Source organism: Pelagibacterium limicola (genome assembly GCF_015694405.1).
GTDB lineage: Bacteria > Pseudomonadota > Alphaproteobacteria > Rhizobiales > Devosiaceae > Pelagibacterium > Pelagibacterium limicola.
In genome coordinates this window covers 145291-160689 of the sequence record NZ_JADQDB010000005.1, presented here as the reverse complement: position 1 = coordinate 160689, position 15399 = coordinate 145291, and the positions used below count along the sequence as shown (strand labels likewise).

Sequence of the window (15399 nt, the reverse complement as noted above, 5' to 3'; positions counted from 1 at the left end):
ACCCATCTTTCAGGCAGAGGAAGCAACAGATGGTCGGGCGCGTCGTTTCCATCGGAGAGGCCATGATCGAAATGAGCGGGGGGGCGGACAACGCCTATCGCATGGGCTTTGCCGGCGACACGCTCAACACGGCCTACTATCTGAAGATGCGGCTGGGCGATGAATGGGAGGTCGACTATCTGACAGCGCTCGGCGACGACCTCTACTCAAGGCAGATGCGGACGCATATCGAGGGTTTCGGTATCGGCACCGCTCATGTGAGCGAGATCAAGGGCAAGCGCCCGGGTCTCTATATGATTCATCAGGCCGATGGCGACCGCCATTTCACCTATTGGCGCGACACCTCGGCTGCCAAGCTCCTGGCCGACGACAAGGCCGCATTGAACAAGGCGCTCGACGGGGCTGACGTCATCTATTTTTCAGGCATCACCCTCGCCATTCTGGCACCCCAGGCGCAGGCGCAATTGCTCGGCGCTATCGGTGAGCGTCGCCGAAACGGCGCCACGGTTTGCTTTGATCCCAATATCCGGCCCGCGCTCTGGAGCGGAAAGGACGCGGTGATCGAGGCGCTGACGGCTGCGGCAGGCGTATCAAGTATCGTCCTGCCTACCCATGAGGATGAAGTACCCTATTTTGGCGACGCCGACGATATGGCGACAGCGCAACGCTATCGCGAGGCGGGGGCCGAAGAGGTAGTCGTAAAGAACGGCGGCAACCCCGCTTTGGTGGTGACTGCAGAAGGGCTGTGGCGCGTTGCCGCGCAAAAAACGGATAGAGTGGTCGATGCTACTGGCGCGGGCGACAGTTTCAACGGCGGTTATCTCGCCGCCCGGCTCAAGGGCGCCGATCCCGAGACGGCGGCGAAAGCGGGCCATGCGACAGCCGCTATCGTCATCGGTTATCACGGCGCAATCGTGCCGCGCGAAAAGCTCGAGGCCGCCGCTCAGTAGGCCTTGTCGCCACGGCCCTCGATATAGGCGATTTCCTCCGGCGTCGATTTTCGCCCCACCGCCTTGTTGCGCAAGGGGAACCGGCCGAACTTTTCGATGATCTCGTGGTGCTCGATCGCATAGGGCAGATATTCGTCATCGCCCAGGCCTTTGAAAAGTCGGACCGATTCCTCCTGGATGACCAGCGATTCCGCATGCTGGAAGGGCATGTAGAGGAAAAGCCGTCCATGGAGGTCGAGCTGCTTGTCACAGCCTTGCGCGATAGCCTCCTGGGCCAGCGCCAGCGCCAACGTATCGGAAGCAAAAGCCTCGGGCCGGCCCCGGAACAGTTGCCGCGAAAGCTGGTCGAGGAGAATGATTTCCGCAAGGCGCCCCTCGGCCGTTTCCCGCCATGTCCAAAGCTCGCTTCGCACAGCCTTGGCGTGGACCGCCGAAAGCCGCTCTGCGCATTTTTCATCGAACACTGGATCGCCCGAATACCAGTCGTCTGGCCCGTGTTCGACAAACCAGAAATCGAGAACGTCCTTGGACTGCATGGGAATTTCCTGTTTTGTTCGCGTTGGGGCGAGGATACTCTCGCCCATTCGTGATTCTTGAAGAGAAGTGTGGCCCGGAAATGGTTGTCTGGTCCAGCCAGCAGGACGCAGCGCTGAAAACTGTCGCGGCCTGGCTCAAGGATCCCGGTGGCGCACAGGTTTTTCGCCTGTTCGGCTGGGCGGGCACCGGAAAGTCCACCCTCGCGCGGCATCTCGCCAAGGATGTCAAAACGGTCAAATACGCCGCTTTTACAGGGAAGGCGGCACTCGTCATGCGCAAGCGCGGCTGCAAGGGCGCGTCCACGATCCACTCGCTGATCTATACGCGGATTTCCGAAAAGGAAGGCGAGCCGCGTTTCGTACTCGACCCGGAATCGGCGGCAGCCAATGCCGATTTGATCGTCATCGACGAAGTCTCGATGGTCGATGAGGTGCTGGGCACCGATCTTTTGAGCTTTGGCACCAAGGTGCTGGTGCTCGGTGATCCGTTCCAGTTACCGCCCGTGCAGGGGGAAGGATTCTTCACGGCGAAAGAACCCGATATCATGCTTACCGAAATTCACCGCCAGGCACGTGACAACCCGCTGGTGCGGCTTTCTCTCGATATCCGCGAGGGCAGGGGGCTCGACTACGGAACTTATGGCGAGAGCAAGGTGATCCCGCGCGCTGACATCGACCAGTCCGAGGTGCTTTGTGTCGATCAGGTGCTTGTCGGTCGCAACAAGACCCGGCTCCACTACAACAACCGCATCCGCGAACTCAAAAACCTGCCCCCGGAAATACCCGTGAAGGGGGACCGGCTGGTATGCCTTAGAAACAATCCGCAGAAAAAGCTTTTGAATGGCCAGATATGGACAGTGGCGGAAATCAAGAAGCGGGCCGGCGGGACGCTGGAAATGACCATCGATCCCGAGGATGCCGATCGTACCGCGGTCCAGACCAAAGTCAGGACTCACGAGGCATTCTTTACTGGAGAGGATGCAGAGATGAGCTGGCAACTCCGTCGCCAATACGATGAATTCACCTATGGCTACTGCCTTACGGTCCATAAGGCACAGGGCAGCCAATGGGATAACGTCTATCTGTTCGACGAGAGCTTTGTCTTCCGAGAGGAAGCGGCGCGCTGGCTTTATACCGGCATTACGCGTGCGGCCGAAAGGGTCACCGTTGTGCGGTAGCAAACGAGGGCGGCTGCTGAAGCGGCCCAAATCCGCGCATTACAGCTGACTGAAGGAACTGCCCTGTTCATTCCGCCTCACGTTCAACGCCATGCCCAATATGTCACCGTTTCTTGCGGTCGACCTGATGGTATGCGCGGCGGGCGTGGAAGTCGCAATAGGGCTTTCCCTCTTCGGAAGTGCGACCGCAAAAGTGGAACTCGCTCGACATAGGATCGCCGATAGGCCATTTGCAGGTCTTTTCAGAGAGCTGCAACAACGAGATGCGTTCTTCGACGGGGATGTAGAGCTCGGCGGCTTTGGTCTGCACTTCAATGACCGCTTCGGCCTCAAGGTCCGTATCGATCTTGAGCGCGGTCGCTCCCAGGACAGGCGCGGCGCCGGTGCGGCGTGGACTGCCCGCGTTGAGATTGGTGCGCGTACTCCCGGCAGTACCTTGGGATGGCCGGCGCGGCGCGCTTGTGCGCGGCGCTTTGGGGCGCGGGGAGACATTGGTCGGCTTGGCCCGTGCTGACAGCTTGAGCCGGTGCACCTTGCCGATCACCGCATTACGCGTGACCCCGCCACTCAGCTCGGCTGCGATCTGGCTTGCGCTCAGACCTTCCATCCAGAGCTTCTTGAGAAGAGCTACACGTTCGTCAGTCCAGGTCATAATCAAAAAAGGCTCCCAGGCCGAATGACGATTCAGAATCCGATCACTCTCCGCCGGACACATCCGATGGACGAGATACCAGTTCTCGTAGAGTGATGGGGTCCGCCACACGAGATGTCGTGTTCCCAATGGCGATCATCCTACACAGGCGGGGGAATCGCTTTCAAGAGTCGCGAGCGAGTTTCCCAAGATAATCCCCGCTCAAATTTGTCCAAGTGCACAAATCCGGGGAAGCTGTTGCACACCGCACACAGCGCCAGCACGAGGCTCACTTAGCCCGCGATTGTGGCCAGTGTGAGTCAAAGCCCCGCACAGGCCCTGAATCCGGGCCATACGGGGCGCGGGAGATTGACTTTTGCGGCATCCGCGACCATAAGCGGGGCTGGATGATACGTGCTTGGACTGAAGAGCCGGGCGCGTTTTTCGTTTTGGGACATGCCCCGGAACATCCCTTAACCCGAACTCGAGAAGGTGGCTTTCAAGATGTCTGCGCTCTATGGCACGTACGCCCGGTCCGAACTCGCTTTTGTGCGGGGCGAGGGCGTGCGATTGTTCACGGAGGACGGCACGGCCTATCTCGATTTCAACGCCGGGATCGCGGTCAACGCGCTCGGGCACGGGGACCCTCACGTCGTCGCGACGCTTAAGCGCCAGGCGGACAAGCTTTGGCATGTCTCCAATATCTATACCATTCCCGAGCAGGAAAAGCTGGCCCAGCGCCTAGTCGATGCGACCTTCGCGGACAAGGTGTTCTTCACCAATTCGGGCGCCGAGGCGCTCGAATGCGCGATCAAGACCGCGCGGCGCTATTTCTGGGACAAGGGCGAGAGGGACCGCGTCGATATCATCGGCTTTTCGGGCTCGTTCCATGGGCGCACCACAGCCACGATCGCGGCAGCGGGTAACCCGGCCTATACGGAGGGCTTCGGCCCGATGCCGGGATATAAGCACCTAAAGCCCGGCGATCTCTCACTGGTCGAGGCCGCGATCGATGAGAAGACTGCCGCCATCCTTATCGAACCCGTGCAGGGCGAGGGCGGGGTAACAGCGTTTTCCGACGCCTATCTCAAGGGGTTGCGCGCGCTGGCCGACAAGCATGGGCTGCTTCTCATTTTCGATGAAGTGCAGTGTGGTTATGGCCGGACAGGCCGTTTCTTCGCCCATGAATGGGCCGGGGTGACACCGGACATCATGGCGGTGGCCAAGGCCATAGGCAACGGGTTCCCATTGGGCGCCTGCCTTGCGACGGATGAGGTTGCCAAGTGCATGGTGCCGGGCACGCACGGTTCGACCTATGGCGGCAATCCGCTAGCCTGTGCGGTGGGCAATGCTGTGCTCGACCGGATCGAGGCTCCAGGCTTTTTCGAGCATGTGGAAAAAATGGGCCATGTGCTTTCCCGCCACCTTCACCAGCTCATGCAGCGCTATCCCGATTACATTACCGAGGTGCGCGGCAAGGGGTTGATCGCCGGGATCAAGATCACGCCGCCCGTCCGCGATTTCGTTCAGCGCCTGCGCGATCACAAGCTGCTCACGGTTGCGGCCAGCGACAATGTCCTGCGCCTTCTGCCGCCATTGATCGTTAATGAAGCTGAAATCGAACAAGCTGTTTCGATCATCTCGGATGCGTTTGCCGAACTCGAAGCCGAAAGCGCCAGCGCGGCTGAATAGGCCGCGCAGTTTCCCACCACATTCCAGCCTCCTCAGGACCAGTCATCATGACCGGACAGCCCAGACATTTTCTCGATCTCAAAGATTTCTCCCATGAGGAATTGCGCAAAATTCTCGACTTTGCTCACGCGCTCAAGGCGCGCCTGAGGGCGGGCGAACGGCCGCGGCTTCTGGCCGACAAGGTGCTCGCGATGATCTTCGAGCGCCAATCGACCCGCACGCGCGTTTCCTTCGATGTCGGCATGCGCCAGCTCGGCGGCGAGACGCTGATGCTGACGGGACAGGAAATGCAGCTCGCCCGCGAGGAGACCATCGAGGATACTGCGCGGGTGATGAGCCGGTACGTCGATGCGATCATGATCCGCATCCTCAGCCATGACGACCTGATCGATCTCGCCGGGGCGTCTGCGGTTCCAGTGATCAACGGGCTGACGCGCCGCTCGCATCCCTGTCAGGTCATGGCGGACATCATGACCTACGAGGAACACGCAGGGCCGCTGGCCGGCAAAAAGGTCACCTGGGTCGGGGACAGCAATAACGTGCTTGCCTCCTGGGTCCACGCAGCCCCCCTGTTCGGCGTCTCGCTCGCCATCGCCTGCCCCAAGGAATACTGGCCCGATCAAGGCCTGTTGTCCGACATTGCCGAGGCTGGAGACGCTGTGACGCTCGGAACCGATCCGGGCGCGGCCACCGAGGGCGCCGATCTGATCGTCACCGACACCTGGGTTTCCATGGGCGACACGGACGAGGGTGAGCGCAGGCGTATCTTGAAACCCTACCGGGTCGATACCAGATTGATGGCCAACGCCAATCCCAAAGCCCTTTTCATGCACTGCCTGCCTGCCCATCGCGGGGACGAGGTTACCGACGAGGTGATCGACGGTCCGCAATCGGTGGTGTTCGATGAAGCCGAAAATCGCCTGCATGTGCAAAAGGCGATCCTGTGCTGGGCCTTCGGGATCGAAACCCTCTGAATTACTGCGCACGCCCGGCCACTCCGGCGGGTGCGCGCGTGAAAAGGACTGCAATGACCCCAAGTACGCTCGAACAGTTCGGCCTCAACCGCCCCGAAAGCGGGGACGATGTCGCCGTGCCCTTTGCGCTCGAGACGTTCGATAGCCGCGGGCGCGTGGTGCGCCTGGGTGACGCGCTCGACACCATCATCTCGCGCCACGGCTATCCTGAGCCTGTCGCCCGTCTCCTGGGCGAAGCGATCACGCTCGCCGCGCTGATCGGATCTTCGCTCAAATTCGAAGGGCGCTTCATTCTCCAGTCCCGCACCGACGGGCCCGTGAGCCTTCTGGTCGTCGATTTCGATACCCCGGACGGCTTGCGTGCCTATGCGCGCTACGACGCTGACGTGATTGCTGAGGCCGTGCGGAACGGCAAGGCCAGTCCCGCCGAATTGCTCGGCAAGGGCATCCTGGCGCTGACCGTCGATCAGGGCGTGCATATGGACCGCTATCAGGGGATCGTGGCACTCGAGGGCCATGAGGGGCTCGAAGAGGTCGCGCACACCTATTTCCAACAGTCCGAGCAAATCCCGACGCGTGTGCGGCTCGCCGTCGCGGAATACTCCGAGCGCGGACGCCCGGGCTCGCGCTGGCGGGCAGGGGGCGTGTTGCTCCAGCACCTGCCCGAGACCGGAATTTCGCATATGCCGGACCTGCCGGGCGACGGAGATTTCGAGAACGAGGCGACAGCCGATCCCGATTTCGTTGAGGACGACGGCTGGACGGAGGCCAAGGCGCTGCTCGATACGCTGACCGACGCCGAACTTGCAGACCCTGACCTTTCGTCCGAGCGCCTGCTGTTCCGGCTTTATCACGAGGCAGGCGTGCGCGTGTTCGAGCCCCAGCCGCTGGTCGAGCGCTGCACCTGCTCAGCCGAGCGGGTCGAGCAGATGATCCACGATTTTTCGCCCGAGGACCGGACGGATATGGTGGTCGACGGGGAAATCGAAGTGGTGTGCGAGTTCTGCTCGACGCACTATCACTTCAATCCCAACCAGTTCTGATCGGTCGACGGCAAGGCTTTCCAAATCCTTGCGAAAAGTTCATTTGAGCCGTCGCGCCTGAATCATTAGCCTTGCCCGGACGCTTTTTGGCGGGCGACGCTTTTTCATTTTCAGGGACGCCTTCATTGGACAAGACCGGCGGGCCGGATTCGGCGCAGCTTTCTTTATCCGAACACCATCCAGCGGAGACGGCCGAACGCCCTCCCCGCCGTTTCGGGTTGATGTCCGCTTTTATGCGGTTTGCCATTGCCTTGATCGTCGTCGGCGTAGCGGGCTACCAGGCCTATAGCTGGGTCTCCAGCCGCCCAGAAGCGCCCCAGCGCATGAACAGGGAACGCAGCTTTACCGTTAATGTCGTCGAACCCACCTATGGAGAACACCGGGCCGATATCGGCACGTTTGGCCAGGTGGTAGCTGCGCGCACACTCGATTTGCGGGCGCAGGTCCAGGGGCGGGTGGTTGAGGTTTCGCCCAATTTCCTCGCCGGCGGGCAGGTCATGGCAGGCGAAGTGCTAGTGCGGATCGACCCTTTCGCCTACGACGCGGCGGTAATCGAGGCGCGGGCTGCCATCGCCAATGCGGAACTGGCGCTGGCCGAAGCGCGCGAGGCCAGGGCGCTTGAGGAGCGTAACATCGAAACGGCGCGCGCCTCGCTCGCTGCCGCTGAAACCGATCTCGACCGCGCCCGTTCGCTACTTTCCACCGGCGCGGCGACCCAGCAGACGGTCGATACACGCGCCCTGACGGTCGCCGAACGCCAACAGGCGCTCAGCCAGCGCGAAGTCAACATTTTTACGCTCGACGCACAGATCCTGCGCCAACAGGCGGCCATTGCGCAGGCACGGCATCAACTTGACGTTGCCCAGCGGAACCGAGCCGACACGGAGATCACTGCGCCATTCGACGGGACCGTCACCACTGGCACCGTGACCGAGGGCGGATATGTCAACGCCACCGAAAATCTCGGGACACTCTACGAAACTGCCGCGCTGGATGTGAGCTTTACGCTCTCGGACCGGCAATATGGCGAATTGAGCGCTGCCGGGATGTTGGGGCGCCCTGTAACCGTTACCTGGAATGCGGGGTCGCGTCCGGTTACCGCGCAAGGCCGCATCACGCGCACGGCGGCGGAAGTCGACGCATCGACAGGAGGCGTCACGCTTTTCGCCCGGCTCGATGCAGGGGACGCGGGCCGATTGCGGCCGGGCACTTTCGTTTCGGTAACGATCGAAGGCATAGCGCATGAAAGCAGCCTGATGGTGCCCGAAACGGCGGTTTATGACGACGACCACCTCTATGTCGTCCGCGATGGTCGCATGGCGGCGATCGCCGTGACCATTCTCGCGCGCCAGAACGATCAGCTGATCGTCAGCGCCGAGATCCCGGAGGGAGAACGCATCATCACCTCGCGGCTTTCACAGGCCGGCGCGGGCGTTGCTGTCACGGTGGAGGGGGAAGAGCCGCAAACCCGCCCTGACGGTAGCCCCGTCATCATGGGGCCAGGCGGTGGCGGCGGCATTGTGATGCGCGGGCCGGGAGGCGGATGATGCGTCCATCGCTCCAGGCGTCACAGGGCTTGCTTGCCGGTTTCGTCAAGCACAGAAACGCAGCCAATCTTTTCATGATCCTGTTTGTGCTGTTCGGCCTTTGGGGGGTCAACAATCTCAACCGGCAACTCATGCCCAATACCGAAACCCGCACCGTCAATGTGACGGTAAACTGGAGCGGGGCGTCGGCCGAGGACGTCGAGCGAAACATATTGCTGCTGATCGAACCGGCGTTAGGCGCGATAGACGGCGTGATCTCGAGAAATTCGTTCGCGCGCGAAGGACGGGCGCAGATCCGCGTGAATTTCGAGCGCACCGTCAACCTCCAGACCGCCGAACAACGGGTGCAATCGGTGGTTTCATCGATTACCGGCCTTCCGTCCGGCGCCTCGACGCCGGTGGTCTCGGCCCAGCGCTTTTTCGATCCCGTGGCCGCCATCGCCATATCCGGCCCGTTCCCCGAAGAAGCGCTGCGGCGCTATGCGCGCGAGATCCGCGACGGGCTGCTGGCGGCGGGTGTCGACAGGGTCGAATTTACCGGCTATCGCGACCGGCAATTGCGGATCGAGGTAGACGACGCCCGATTGCGCCAGCTTGGATTGACGCTCGCCGATCTATCCAATGCACTGTCTCCCAATTTCGCCGACCAGCCCTCAGGGACGCTTCAAGGCGACCTTGACGCGCAGATCAGGGCGGCGGCACGCGAGCTTTCGGCGCGCCAGATCGCGGAAACCGAAATCTTCTCTTCGGCGACCGGACAGACCCTGACTTTCGGCGATATCGCAACCATCACCGACACCTTCGATCCCAACACGCCGCTCGGCTATATGCGGGGGGAGCCAGCGATCAAGTTGCAGGTTTCGCGTGCCGCCAATGCCGATACTGTGACGACCTATGAGGCGGTGCGCGACTATGTGGATGCGCTGCAGCCTACCTTGCCCCAATCGCTCAACGCCGTGGTGTTCGATGCCGCCGCCGAGCAGGTAAACCAGCGGCTGGGCCTTCTGATCGCCAACGGGGTGGCCGGGTTCGTGCTGGTGCTCGTGGTGCTGTTCGTTTTCCTCGACGGGCGCGTTGCAATGTGGGTAGCGGCGGGCATCCCCATCGCCATTCTGGGCACGCTTGGCGCGATGTACGTCATGGGGCTGACCATCGACATGATTTCGATGTTCGCGCTCATGATGGTGCTCGGGATTATCGTTGACGACGCCATCGTGGTGGGAGAACACACCTCAACCCTTTACCGCCAAGGCCTCTCGCGCGCAGAAGCCGCCATACAGGCGGCCAGCCGGATGGCGCCTCCCATCATCGCATCGGCATTGACCACCATGGCAGCCTTTGCGCCGATCTGGCTGGTGGGGGACGTGGTGGGACAGATCATGTCACCGCTGCCGCTCGTCGTCGTGGCGGTATTGGCGGCGAGCCTGCTCGAAAGCTTTTTCATCCTTCCCGGACACCTCGCGCACGCCCTGCCGCGCCAGCGCAAAAGGGCGGGCAAGTTCCGGCGGACGTTCGACAAGGGATTCGACTTTTTCCGCGAAAGGTTGTTCGGGACCCTCGCCGAATGGTCCTATTCTTGGCGCTATCTGACCGCCGCGATCGCGCTTGCCATTTGCATCGGCGCGCTGGGGCTGCTCGGCTCGAACCAGTTACGGTTCGAATTCTTCCCGACCGCCGAAGGCGAAAGCTTCAACGTATCTGCCCAGTTCCAGGCCGGAACGCCGCAGAGCGAAATGGCAGCGATCATCGAAGATATCGAGCGCTCGGTCGCCGAGGTCGAGCGAAACCTCGCGCCCAATGGCGAAACGCTGATCGTCACGACCTATGCAAGCCTCGACCTCGAAGAGGGCCGGGCGGATTTCAACGTCTACCTTACGCCGTCCGAACAGCGTTCGGTGCGCACTGCCGTCATAACCCAGGCGCTCAGGGACAACCTGCCAGCCGTTGCGGGCGTTTCAAGCATCGGCGTGCGCGAGTTCCGGGGCGGCCCGCAGGGGCAGGCCATCGATATCCGCTTCATCGGCGCTTCGGCGAGTGTGCTCAAGCAGGCATCAGAAGCGCTTCAGGACGTGCTCGAGGGCTTTCCTGAAGTCAGTTCGACCTCCGATACGCTCTTTTACGGCGGTCCCGAGCTGATCATGAACCTCAACGCCCGGGGGACTGCGCTCGGCTTTGACCTCAACACGCTGGGCACCCAGGTACGAGACGCCTTCGAGGGGCGGACTGTGGGAACCATCGCAGCCCATGAAGACGAAATAGCCGTCAAGCTGCTACGGGAGAACGAACGGTCCGGCTCGGCGGCGCTGCGCGAAATGTGGGTGCGCGCGCCCTCGGGGACCTATGTCCCGCTCGCCTCGATCGTCGATTTCTCCGAGCGGCAAGGCTTTGCCTTTATTGCGCGCGAGAATGGGCGGACGGCGGTGTCGGTCAGGGCTAACGTCGATGAGGGTGCCGACTCGGGCGCCATCCTTGCGCGGCTGGCATCGGACTACCTGCCACAGATCACGGCACGTTATGGCATAGCCTACGAATTCGGTGGACGCCGGGCCGAACAGAACGCCGCCTTCGCCGATCTCGGCATCGGCGCCGTATTCGCGCTGGCGGTGATGTATATCATCATCTCGTGGATTTTCGCGTCGTGGTTCACGCCCTTTGCGGTGATGGCCATCATCCCCTTCGGCATCGCGGGAGCGGCCTGGGGGCATTTCCTCCTCGGCTATCCGTTGACTGTCGTTTCGATGATGGGAATGCTGGGATTAGGCGGCATTCTGGTCAACGCTTCCATCGTCATGATCGCACGCATGAACGAAAGGCTGGCCGACGGACAAGGGTTGCGGCAGGCCTCCATCGGCGCTTCCAAGGACCGGTTGCGGGCGGTTATCCTCACATCATTGACGACGATCGGAGGGCTGACGCCACTCCTTTTCGAGAAGAGCCTTGTAGCTCAGTTCCTGATCCCGATGGCACTCACCATCGTCTCGGGGCTAAGCCTTGCAACGCTGCTGGTCCTGTTCCTCGTGCCCGCCATTCTTGGCATCGGCGCAGACATCGCGGCCTTCCTGCGCTGGGCCTTCATGACCCCCAATGCCCCGACCTTTCGTGAAATGATCGCGGGCCGGCACCATGAAGCGCCGCAGGTGGCGCCGGCGGAATAGGTCCCGCCAGCGCGCGCTCTCTTTAGGCCTGATCGAGCGCGTAAGCAAAGTCGGCGATGAGGTCTTCGGAATCCTCCAGGCCGACCGAGAGGCGTAGCAGGCCCTCGGTAATGCCCATTTCGGCTTTGTCGGCGTCCGAGAACCGCTGGTGCGTAGTGGTGGCGGGGTGGGAGACGATCGATTTGGCGTCGCCCAGATTGTTGGAAATGGCAACCACCGCCAATGCATCGGCAACCTTGAACGCCGCCTCTTTTCCCCCCTTGACGGTAATTGCAACGAGCGTCGATCCGGCGCCCATCTGTCGTTTGGCGAGGTCGTATTGCGGGTGCGAGGGATGAAAGGGGTAGCTCACCAGTTCAATCTTGGGGTGACCGGCAAAGAAATCCGCGAGCTTGGCCGCGCTTTCCGTCATCGCCTTTACGCGCAAGGGCAGGGTTTCGAGACCCTTGAGAAACACCCACGCATTAAACGGGCTCATCGAGGGCCCGGTCTGCCGGATGATGGTATGAACGTCAGCCTCGATCAGTTCCTTGCGGCCAAGGATTACTCCGCCCAGCGCCCTGCCCTGCCCATCCATGTGCTTGGTGGCCGAATAGGTGACAAGGTCAGCGCCAAGCTCGAGCGGTTTCTGCCAGATCGGAGTGGCAAAGACGTTGTCGACGATCAGCACGGCGCCGTGGGCATGAGCGATATCGGCAACGGCCTTCAAATCCACCAGTTCGAGCGTCGGGTTAGTCGGCGTTTCGACGAACACCACCTTGGTGTTGGGCCGCATGGCGCGGGCGAAGTTTTCCGGGTCCCGGCCATCGACCAGCGTCGACTCCACCCCCCAGCGCGGCAGGTAGTCCTCGACAACATAACGGCAGCCCCCAAAGAGCGCGCGTGCCGCGACAGCATGATCGCCCGCGCGCACCTGGCTCATTACGGCGGTGGTCACAGCGGCCATGCCTGTGGCCGTACCGCGAGCAGCTTCGGCGCCTTCGAGCAACGCGGCGCGCTTTTGGAACATTTCGACGGTAGGGTTGGAAAAGCGCGAATAGATATGGCCCGGCTCTTCGCCCTTGAACCGTGCTTCGGCGCCAGCCGAAGTGGGGTAGACGAAGCCGGAATTGAAAAAGATCGCTTCGGAGGTTTCCCCGTGCTGGCTGCGCTCCATGCCGCCGTGAACCAGCATCGTCTGCGCCTTGCGGCGCGTGTGGTCAAAAAGCGGGTTCTTTTCTTTCGACATGGGTCACCTCAACAAAAAACCGGCACGCGTATGACGCGGCCGGTGCGAAAGATAGGTCGCTTTAGCAACTTGTTTTAGGTGGCCTGCAATCTGACCGGCCAAATCACCACCTGACCGCGACACGCGCAGTCAGCGGTGACTTACCGCCAAATGCGGCTTGGCGTCAATCGCAAGCGTTGGTAAGCCTGAACCGGAGAGTTCACGGGAGGCGGAGCCGCATCATGGGTGAAGCGTGGCCACAGGGTATCTTCTCGACCCGGCTCATCAAGGCCTTGGCCAAGACAGGCGCAATTGCTTCGGGCAAGAAATTCGACGCCGATCAGGTTCAGCCGGCGAGCCTTGACCTGCGCCTGGGCGAGAAGGCGCTACGCGTGCGGTCGAGCTTTCTCCCCGGCCCGGAAAAGACCGTCGCTGCGCGGGTCGAAAATCTCAAGCTTCACGAGATCGACCTGACCAAGGGAGCGGTGCTCGAACGCGGCTGCGTCTACATCGTCCCTTTGCTTGAAAGCCTCGACCTGCCGAGGGAAGTGGCAGCGGCGGCCAATCCCAAGAGCTCGACGGGGCGGCTCGATATCTTCACCCGTGTCATAACCGACGGCGCGCGCAGCTTCGATACCGTTCCCGCCGGCTATAAAGGCCCGCTCTATCTCGAGATTTCACCGCGCACATTTCCCGTTTTGGTGCGAACCGGATCGCGCCTCTCCCAGATGCGGTTCCGTTCGGGCAACCCGCGTCTATCGGTCGCCCAGCACAAGGCGCTTCACAAGAAGGAGACGCTGGTGTTCGAGCCCAACATGGATGTGGGCGAGGGCGTGTCGCTTTCAATCGATCTCAGGGGCGATGGACGTGGAGGACTGATCGGTTTCCGCTCCAAGCGTCACACGGCAGTGGTCGATGTGGACAAAAAGAACGCGCTCGACGTGCTCGATTATTGGGAGCCACTGTACAATCGCGGCGACAATGAACTGATCCTCGACCCCGACGAGTTCTATATTCTCGTGTCCCGCGAAAGCGTGCATGTGCCCCCCGATTACGCCGCCGAGATGGTGCCGTTCGACCCCCTGGTTGGCGAATTCCGGGTACATTACGCAGGGTTCTTCGACCCCGGCTTCGGCCATTCGGCGGCGGGCGGCGAGGGATCCCGTGCGGTTCTGGAAGTCAGGAGCCGCGAGGTGCCGTTCCTTCTGGGGCATGGACAGACGGTGGGGCGGCTGCTCTATGAAAAGATGGCAGAGCGGCCCGATACGCTTTACGGTTCGGCGCTCGGATCCAATTACCAGGCGCAGAGCCTAAAACTGTCAAAGCACTTCAAGCCGTTTCCGCAAAACTGAGTTGACCACGATGCAGACCATAGCCGCCTACGGCGCCAGCGCCGCTACTGCTCCGCTCGCAGCCCTTACGATCGAACGCCGTGAGCCCGGGCAGGGTGATATCGAAATCGACATTCTCTATTGTGGGGTCTGTCACTCGGACCTGCACACGGTGCGTAACGAATGGGGCGGAGCCAAATATCCGGTCGTGCCGGGGCACGAGATCATTGGTCGCGTTTCACGGATGGGTGGCGCTGTATCGCGCTACAAGGTCGGCGACATGGTCGGCGTCGGCGTGATGGTCGATAGCTGCCGCACCTGTCCATCGTGCCGCGAGGGTCTGGAAGCCTATTGCGACGAAGGGTTTACCGGCACCTATAATGACGCCGACAAGTTTTCGGGCGGCGTCACCTATGGCGGCTATTCAAAGCGCATCGTCGTCGACCAGCATTTCGTACTGGCCATCCCCGAAAATCTCGATCCTGCCGCGGCGGCGCCCCTGCTTTGCGCGGGGATTACCACATGGTCTCCGCTCAGGCATTGGGGCGCTGGGCCGGGCAAGAAGGTCGGCGTTGTGGGTCTGGGCGGGCTTGGACATATGGGCGTCAAATTCGCTCGCGCGATGGGTGCGCACGTCGTCATGTTCACCACATCGCCATCCAAGGCGGCAGATGCCGAAAAGCTCGGCGCGCAAGACGTGGTTGTGTCGACCGACAAGACACAGATGGGTGCGCATCGCCGCAGCTTCGATCTGATTATCGATACGGTTTCGGGCCAGCACGATCTCAATGACTATGTCCGGCTTTTGACCCGTGACGGGGTTCTGGTGATGCTCGGCATTCCCGAACACGCGCCCCCGCCGCTTTCGGTGGGCCAACTCATCGGCGCGCGGCGCTCGATTGCGGGTTCGACGATCGGCGGAATCCCCGAGACCGCTGAAATGCTGGCCTTTTGCGGAGAGCATGGCATCGTCTCCGATGTCGAGGTGATCGCGGCCAACGAGATCAACACCGCCTATGAGCGCATGCTCAAGGGCGATGTCAGGTATCGGTTCGTCATCGACATGGCGACGCTTTAGTCGAACCGGACGGCAACGTCGGCATTCGCTTTTAGCCGCGAACGTTGTTGTACGCGCGCCGTCGCTATTCCCCGTGC

General features: G+C 61.6%; 12 protein-coding genes and 1 riboswitch. Of the genes, 9 read left to right on the top strand and 3 right to left on the bottom strand.

All coding sequences use genetic code 11. The features are described 5' to 3' along the window. Positions 1–29 precede the first annotated feature (29 nt). Positions 30–950 carry a sugar kinase gene (locus tag I2G20_RS11640; protein ID WP_196259890.1) on the top strand — a complete coding sequence of 307 codons (921 nt, stop codon included), beginning with the start codon at positions 30–32 and terminating at the stop codon, positions 948–950. Here the strand turns inward: I2G20_RS11640 and I2G20_RS11635 are convergent. Further along, the gene (locus I2G20_RS11635) at positions 944–1486 is read right to left on the bottom strand and encodes a DUF924 family protein (protein ID WP_196259889.1); all 543 of its coding nucleotides are present in this window, start codon (positions 1484–1486) and stop codon (positions 944–946) included. The genes I2G20_RS11640 and I2G20_RS11635 overlap by 7 nt on opposite strands. A gap of 80 nt (positions 1487–1566) precedes the next feature. Here I2G20_RS11635 and I2G20_RS11630 point away from each other — a divergent pair, with 80 nt between their 5' ends. Further along, the gene (locus tag I2G20_RS11630) at positions 1567–2664 is read left to right on the top strand and encodes an ATP-dependent DNA helicase (protein ID WP_196259888.1); all 1098 of its coding nucleotides are present in this window, start codon (positions 1567–1569) and stop codon (positions 2662–2664) included. Positions 2665–2767: 103 nt separating this feature from the next. Here I2G20_RS11630 and I2G20_RS11625 read toward each other — a convergent pair whose 3' ends face one another. Next, complete coding sequence (locus I2G20_RS11625) at positions 2768–3316, bottom strand: GcrA family cell cycle regulator (RefSeq protein WP_196259887.1); 549 nt, start codon at positions 3314–3316, stop codon at positions 2768–2770. Positions 3317–3799: 483 nt separating this feature from the next. Between I2G20_RS11625 and I2G20_RS11620 the strand changes: the two genes are divergently transcribed. The 5 genes from I2G20_RS11620 (at position 3800) to I2G20_RS11600 (ending at position 11706) form a co-directional block, all read left to right on the top strand. Beyond that, positions 3800–4987, top strand: a complete 1188-nt coding sequence (locus I2G20_RS11620; RefSeq protein ID WP_196259886.1) for an aspartate aminotransferase family protein — start codon at positions 3800–3802, stop codon at positions 4985–4987. 47 nt (positions 4988–5034) lie between these two features. Next, entirely contained in the window at positions 5035–5961 is a 927-nt protein-coding gene (argF, locus tag I2G20_RS11615) for an ornithine carbamoyltransferase (protein ID WP_196259885.1), read from the top strand. 53 nt (positions 5962–6014) lie between these two features. Continuing rightward, positions 6015–7004 (top strand): Hsp33 family molecular chaperone, encoded by a 990-nt coding sequence (locus I2G20_RS11610; protein ID WP_196259884.1) that lies wholly within the window; start codon positions 6015–6017, stop codon positions 7002–7004. Positions 7005–7129: 125 nt separating this feature from the next. Further along, positions 7130–8551, top strand: a complete 1422-nt coding sequence (locus tag I2G20_RS11605; RefSeq protein ID WP_196259883.1) for an efflux RND transporter periplasmic adaptor subunit — start codon at positions 7130–7132, stop codon at positions 8549–8551. Further along, positions 8548–11706, top strand: coding sequence for an efflux RND transporter permease subunit (locus tag I2G20_RS11600; protein WP_196259882.1), 3159 nt, complete (start codon positions 8548–8550; stop codon positions 11704–11706). The genes I2G20_RS11605 and I2G20_RS11600 overlap by 4 nt, the downstream gene beginning before the upstream one ends. A 22-nt stretch (positions 11707–11728) precedes the next feature. On the opposite strand, the gene metZ is transcribed toward I2G20_RS11600, so the two are convergent. Beyond that, positions 11729–12934 (bottom strand): O-succinylhomoserine sulfhydrylase, encoded by a 1206-nt coding sequence (metZ, locus tag I2G20_RS11595; RefSeq protein ID WP_196259881.1) that lies wholly within the window; start codon positions 12932–12934, stop codon positions 11729–11731. A 40-nt stretch (positions 12935–12974) separates the two neighbouring features. After that, a riboswitch (SAM riboswitch) is annotated at positions 12975–13054 on the bottom strand. Positions 13055–13155: 101 nt separating this feature from the next. Between metZ and I2G20_RS11590 the strand changes: the two genes are divergently transcribed. Next, positions 13156–14265, top strand: coding sequence for a 2'-deoxycytidine 5'-triphosphate deaminase (locus tag I2G20_RS11590; RefSeq protein ID WP_196259880.1), 1110 nt, complete (start codon positions 13156–13158; stop codon positions 14263–14265). Positions 14266–14275: 10 nt separating this feature from the next. After that, positions 14276–15322, top strand: a complete 1047-nt coding sequence (locus I2G20_RS11585) for an NAD(P)-dependent alcohol dehydrogenase (protein ID WP_196259879.1) — start codon at positions 14276–14278, stop codon at positions 15320–15322. The last annotated feature ends 77 nt before the right edge of the window (positions 15323–15399 follow it).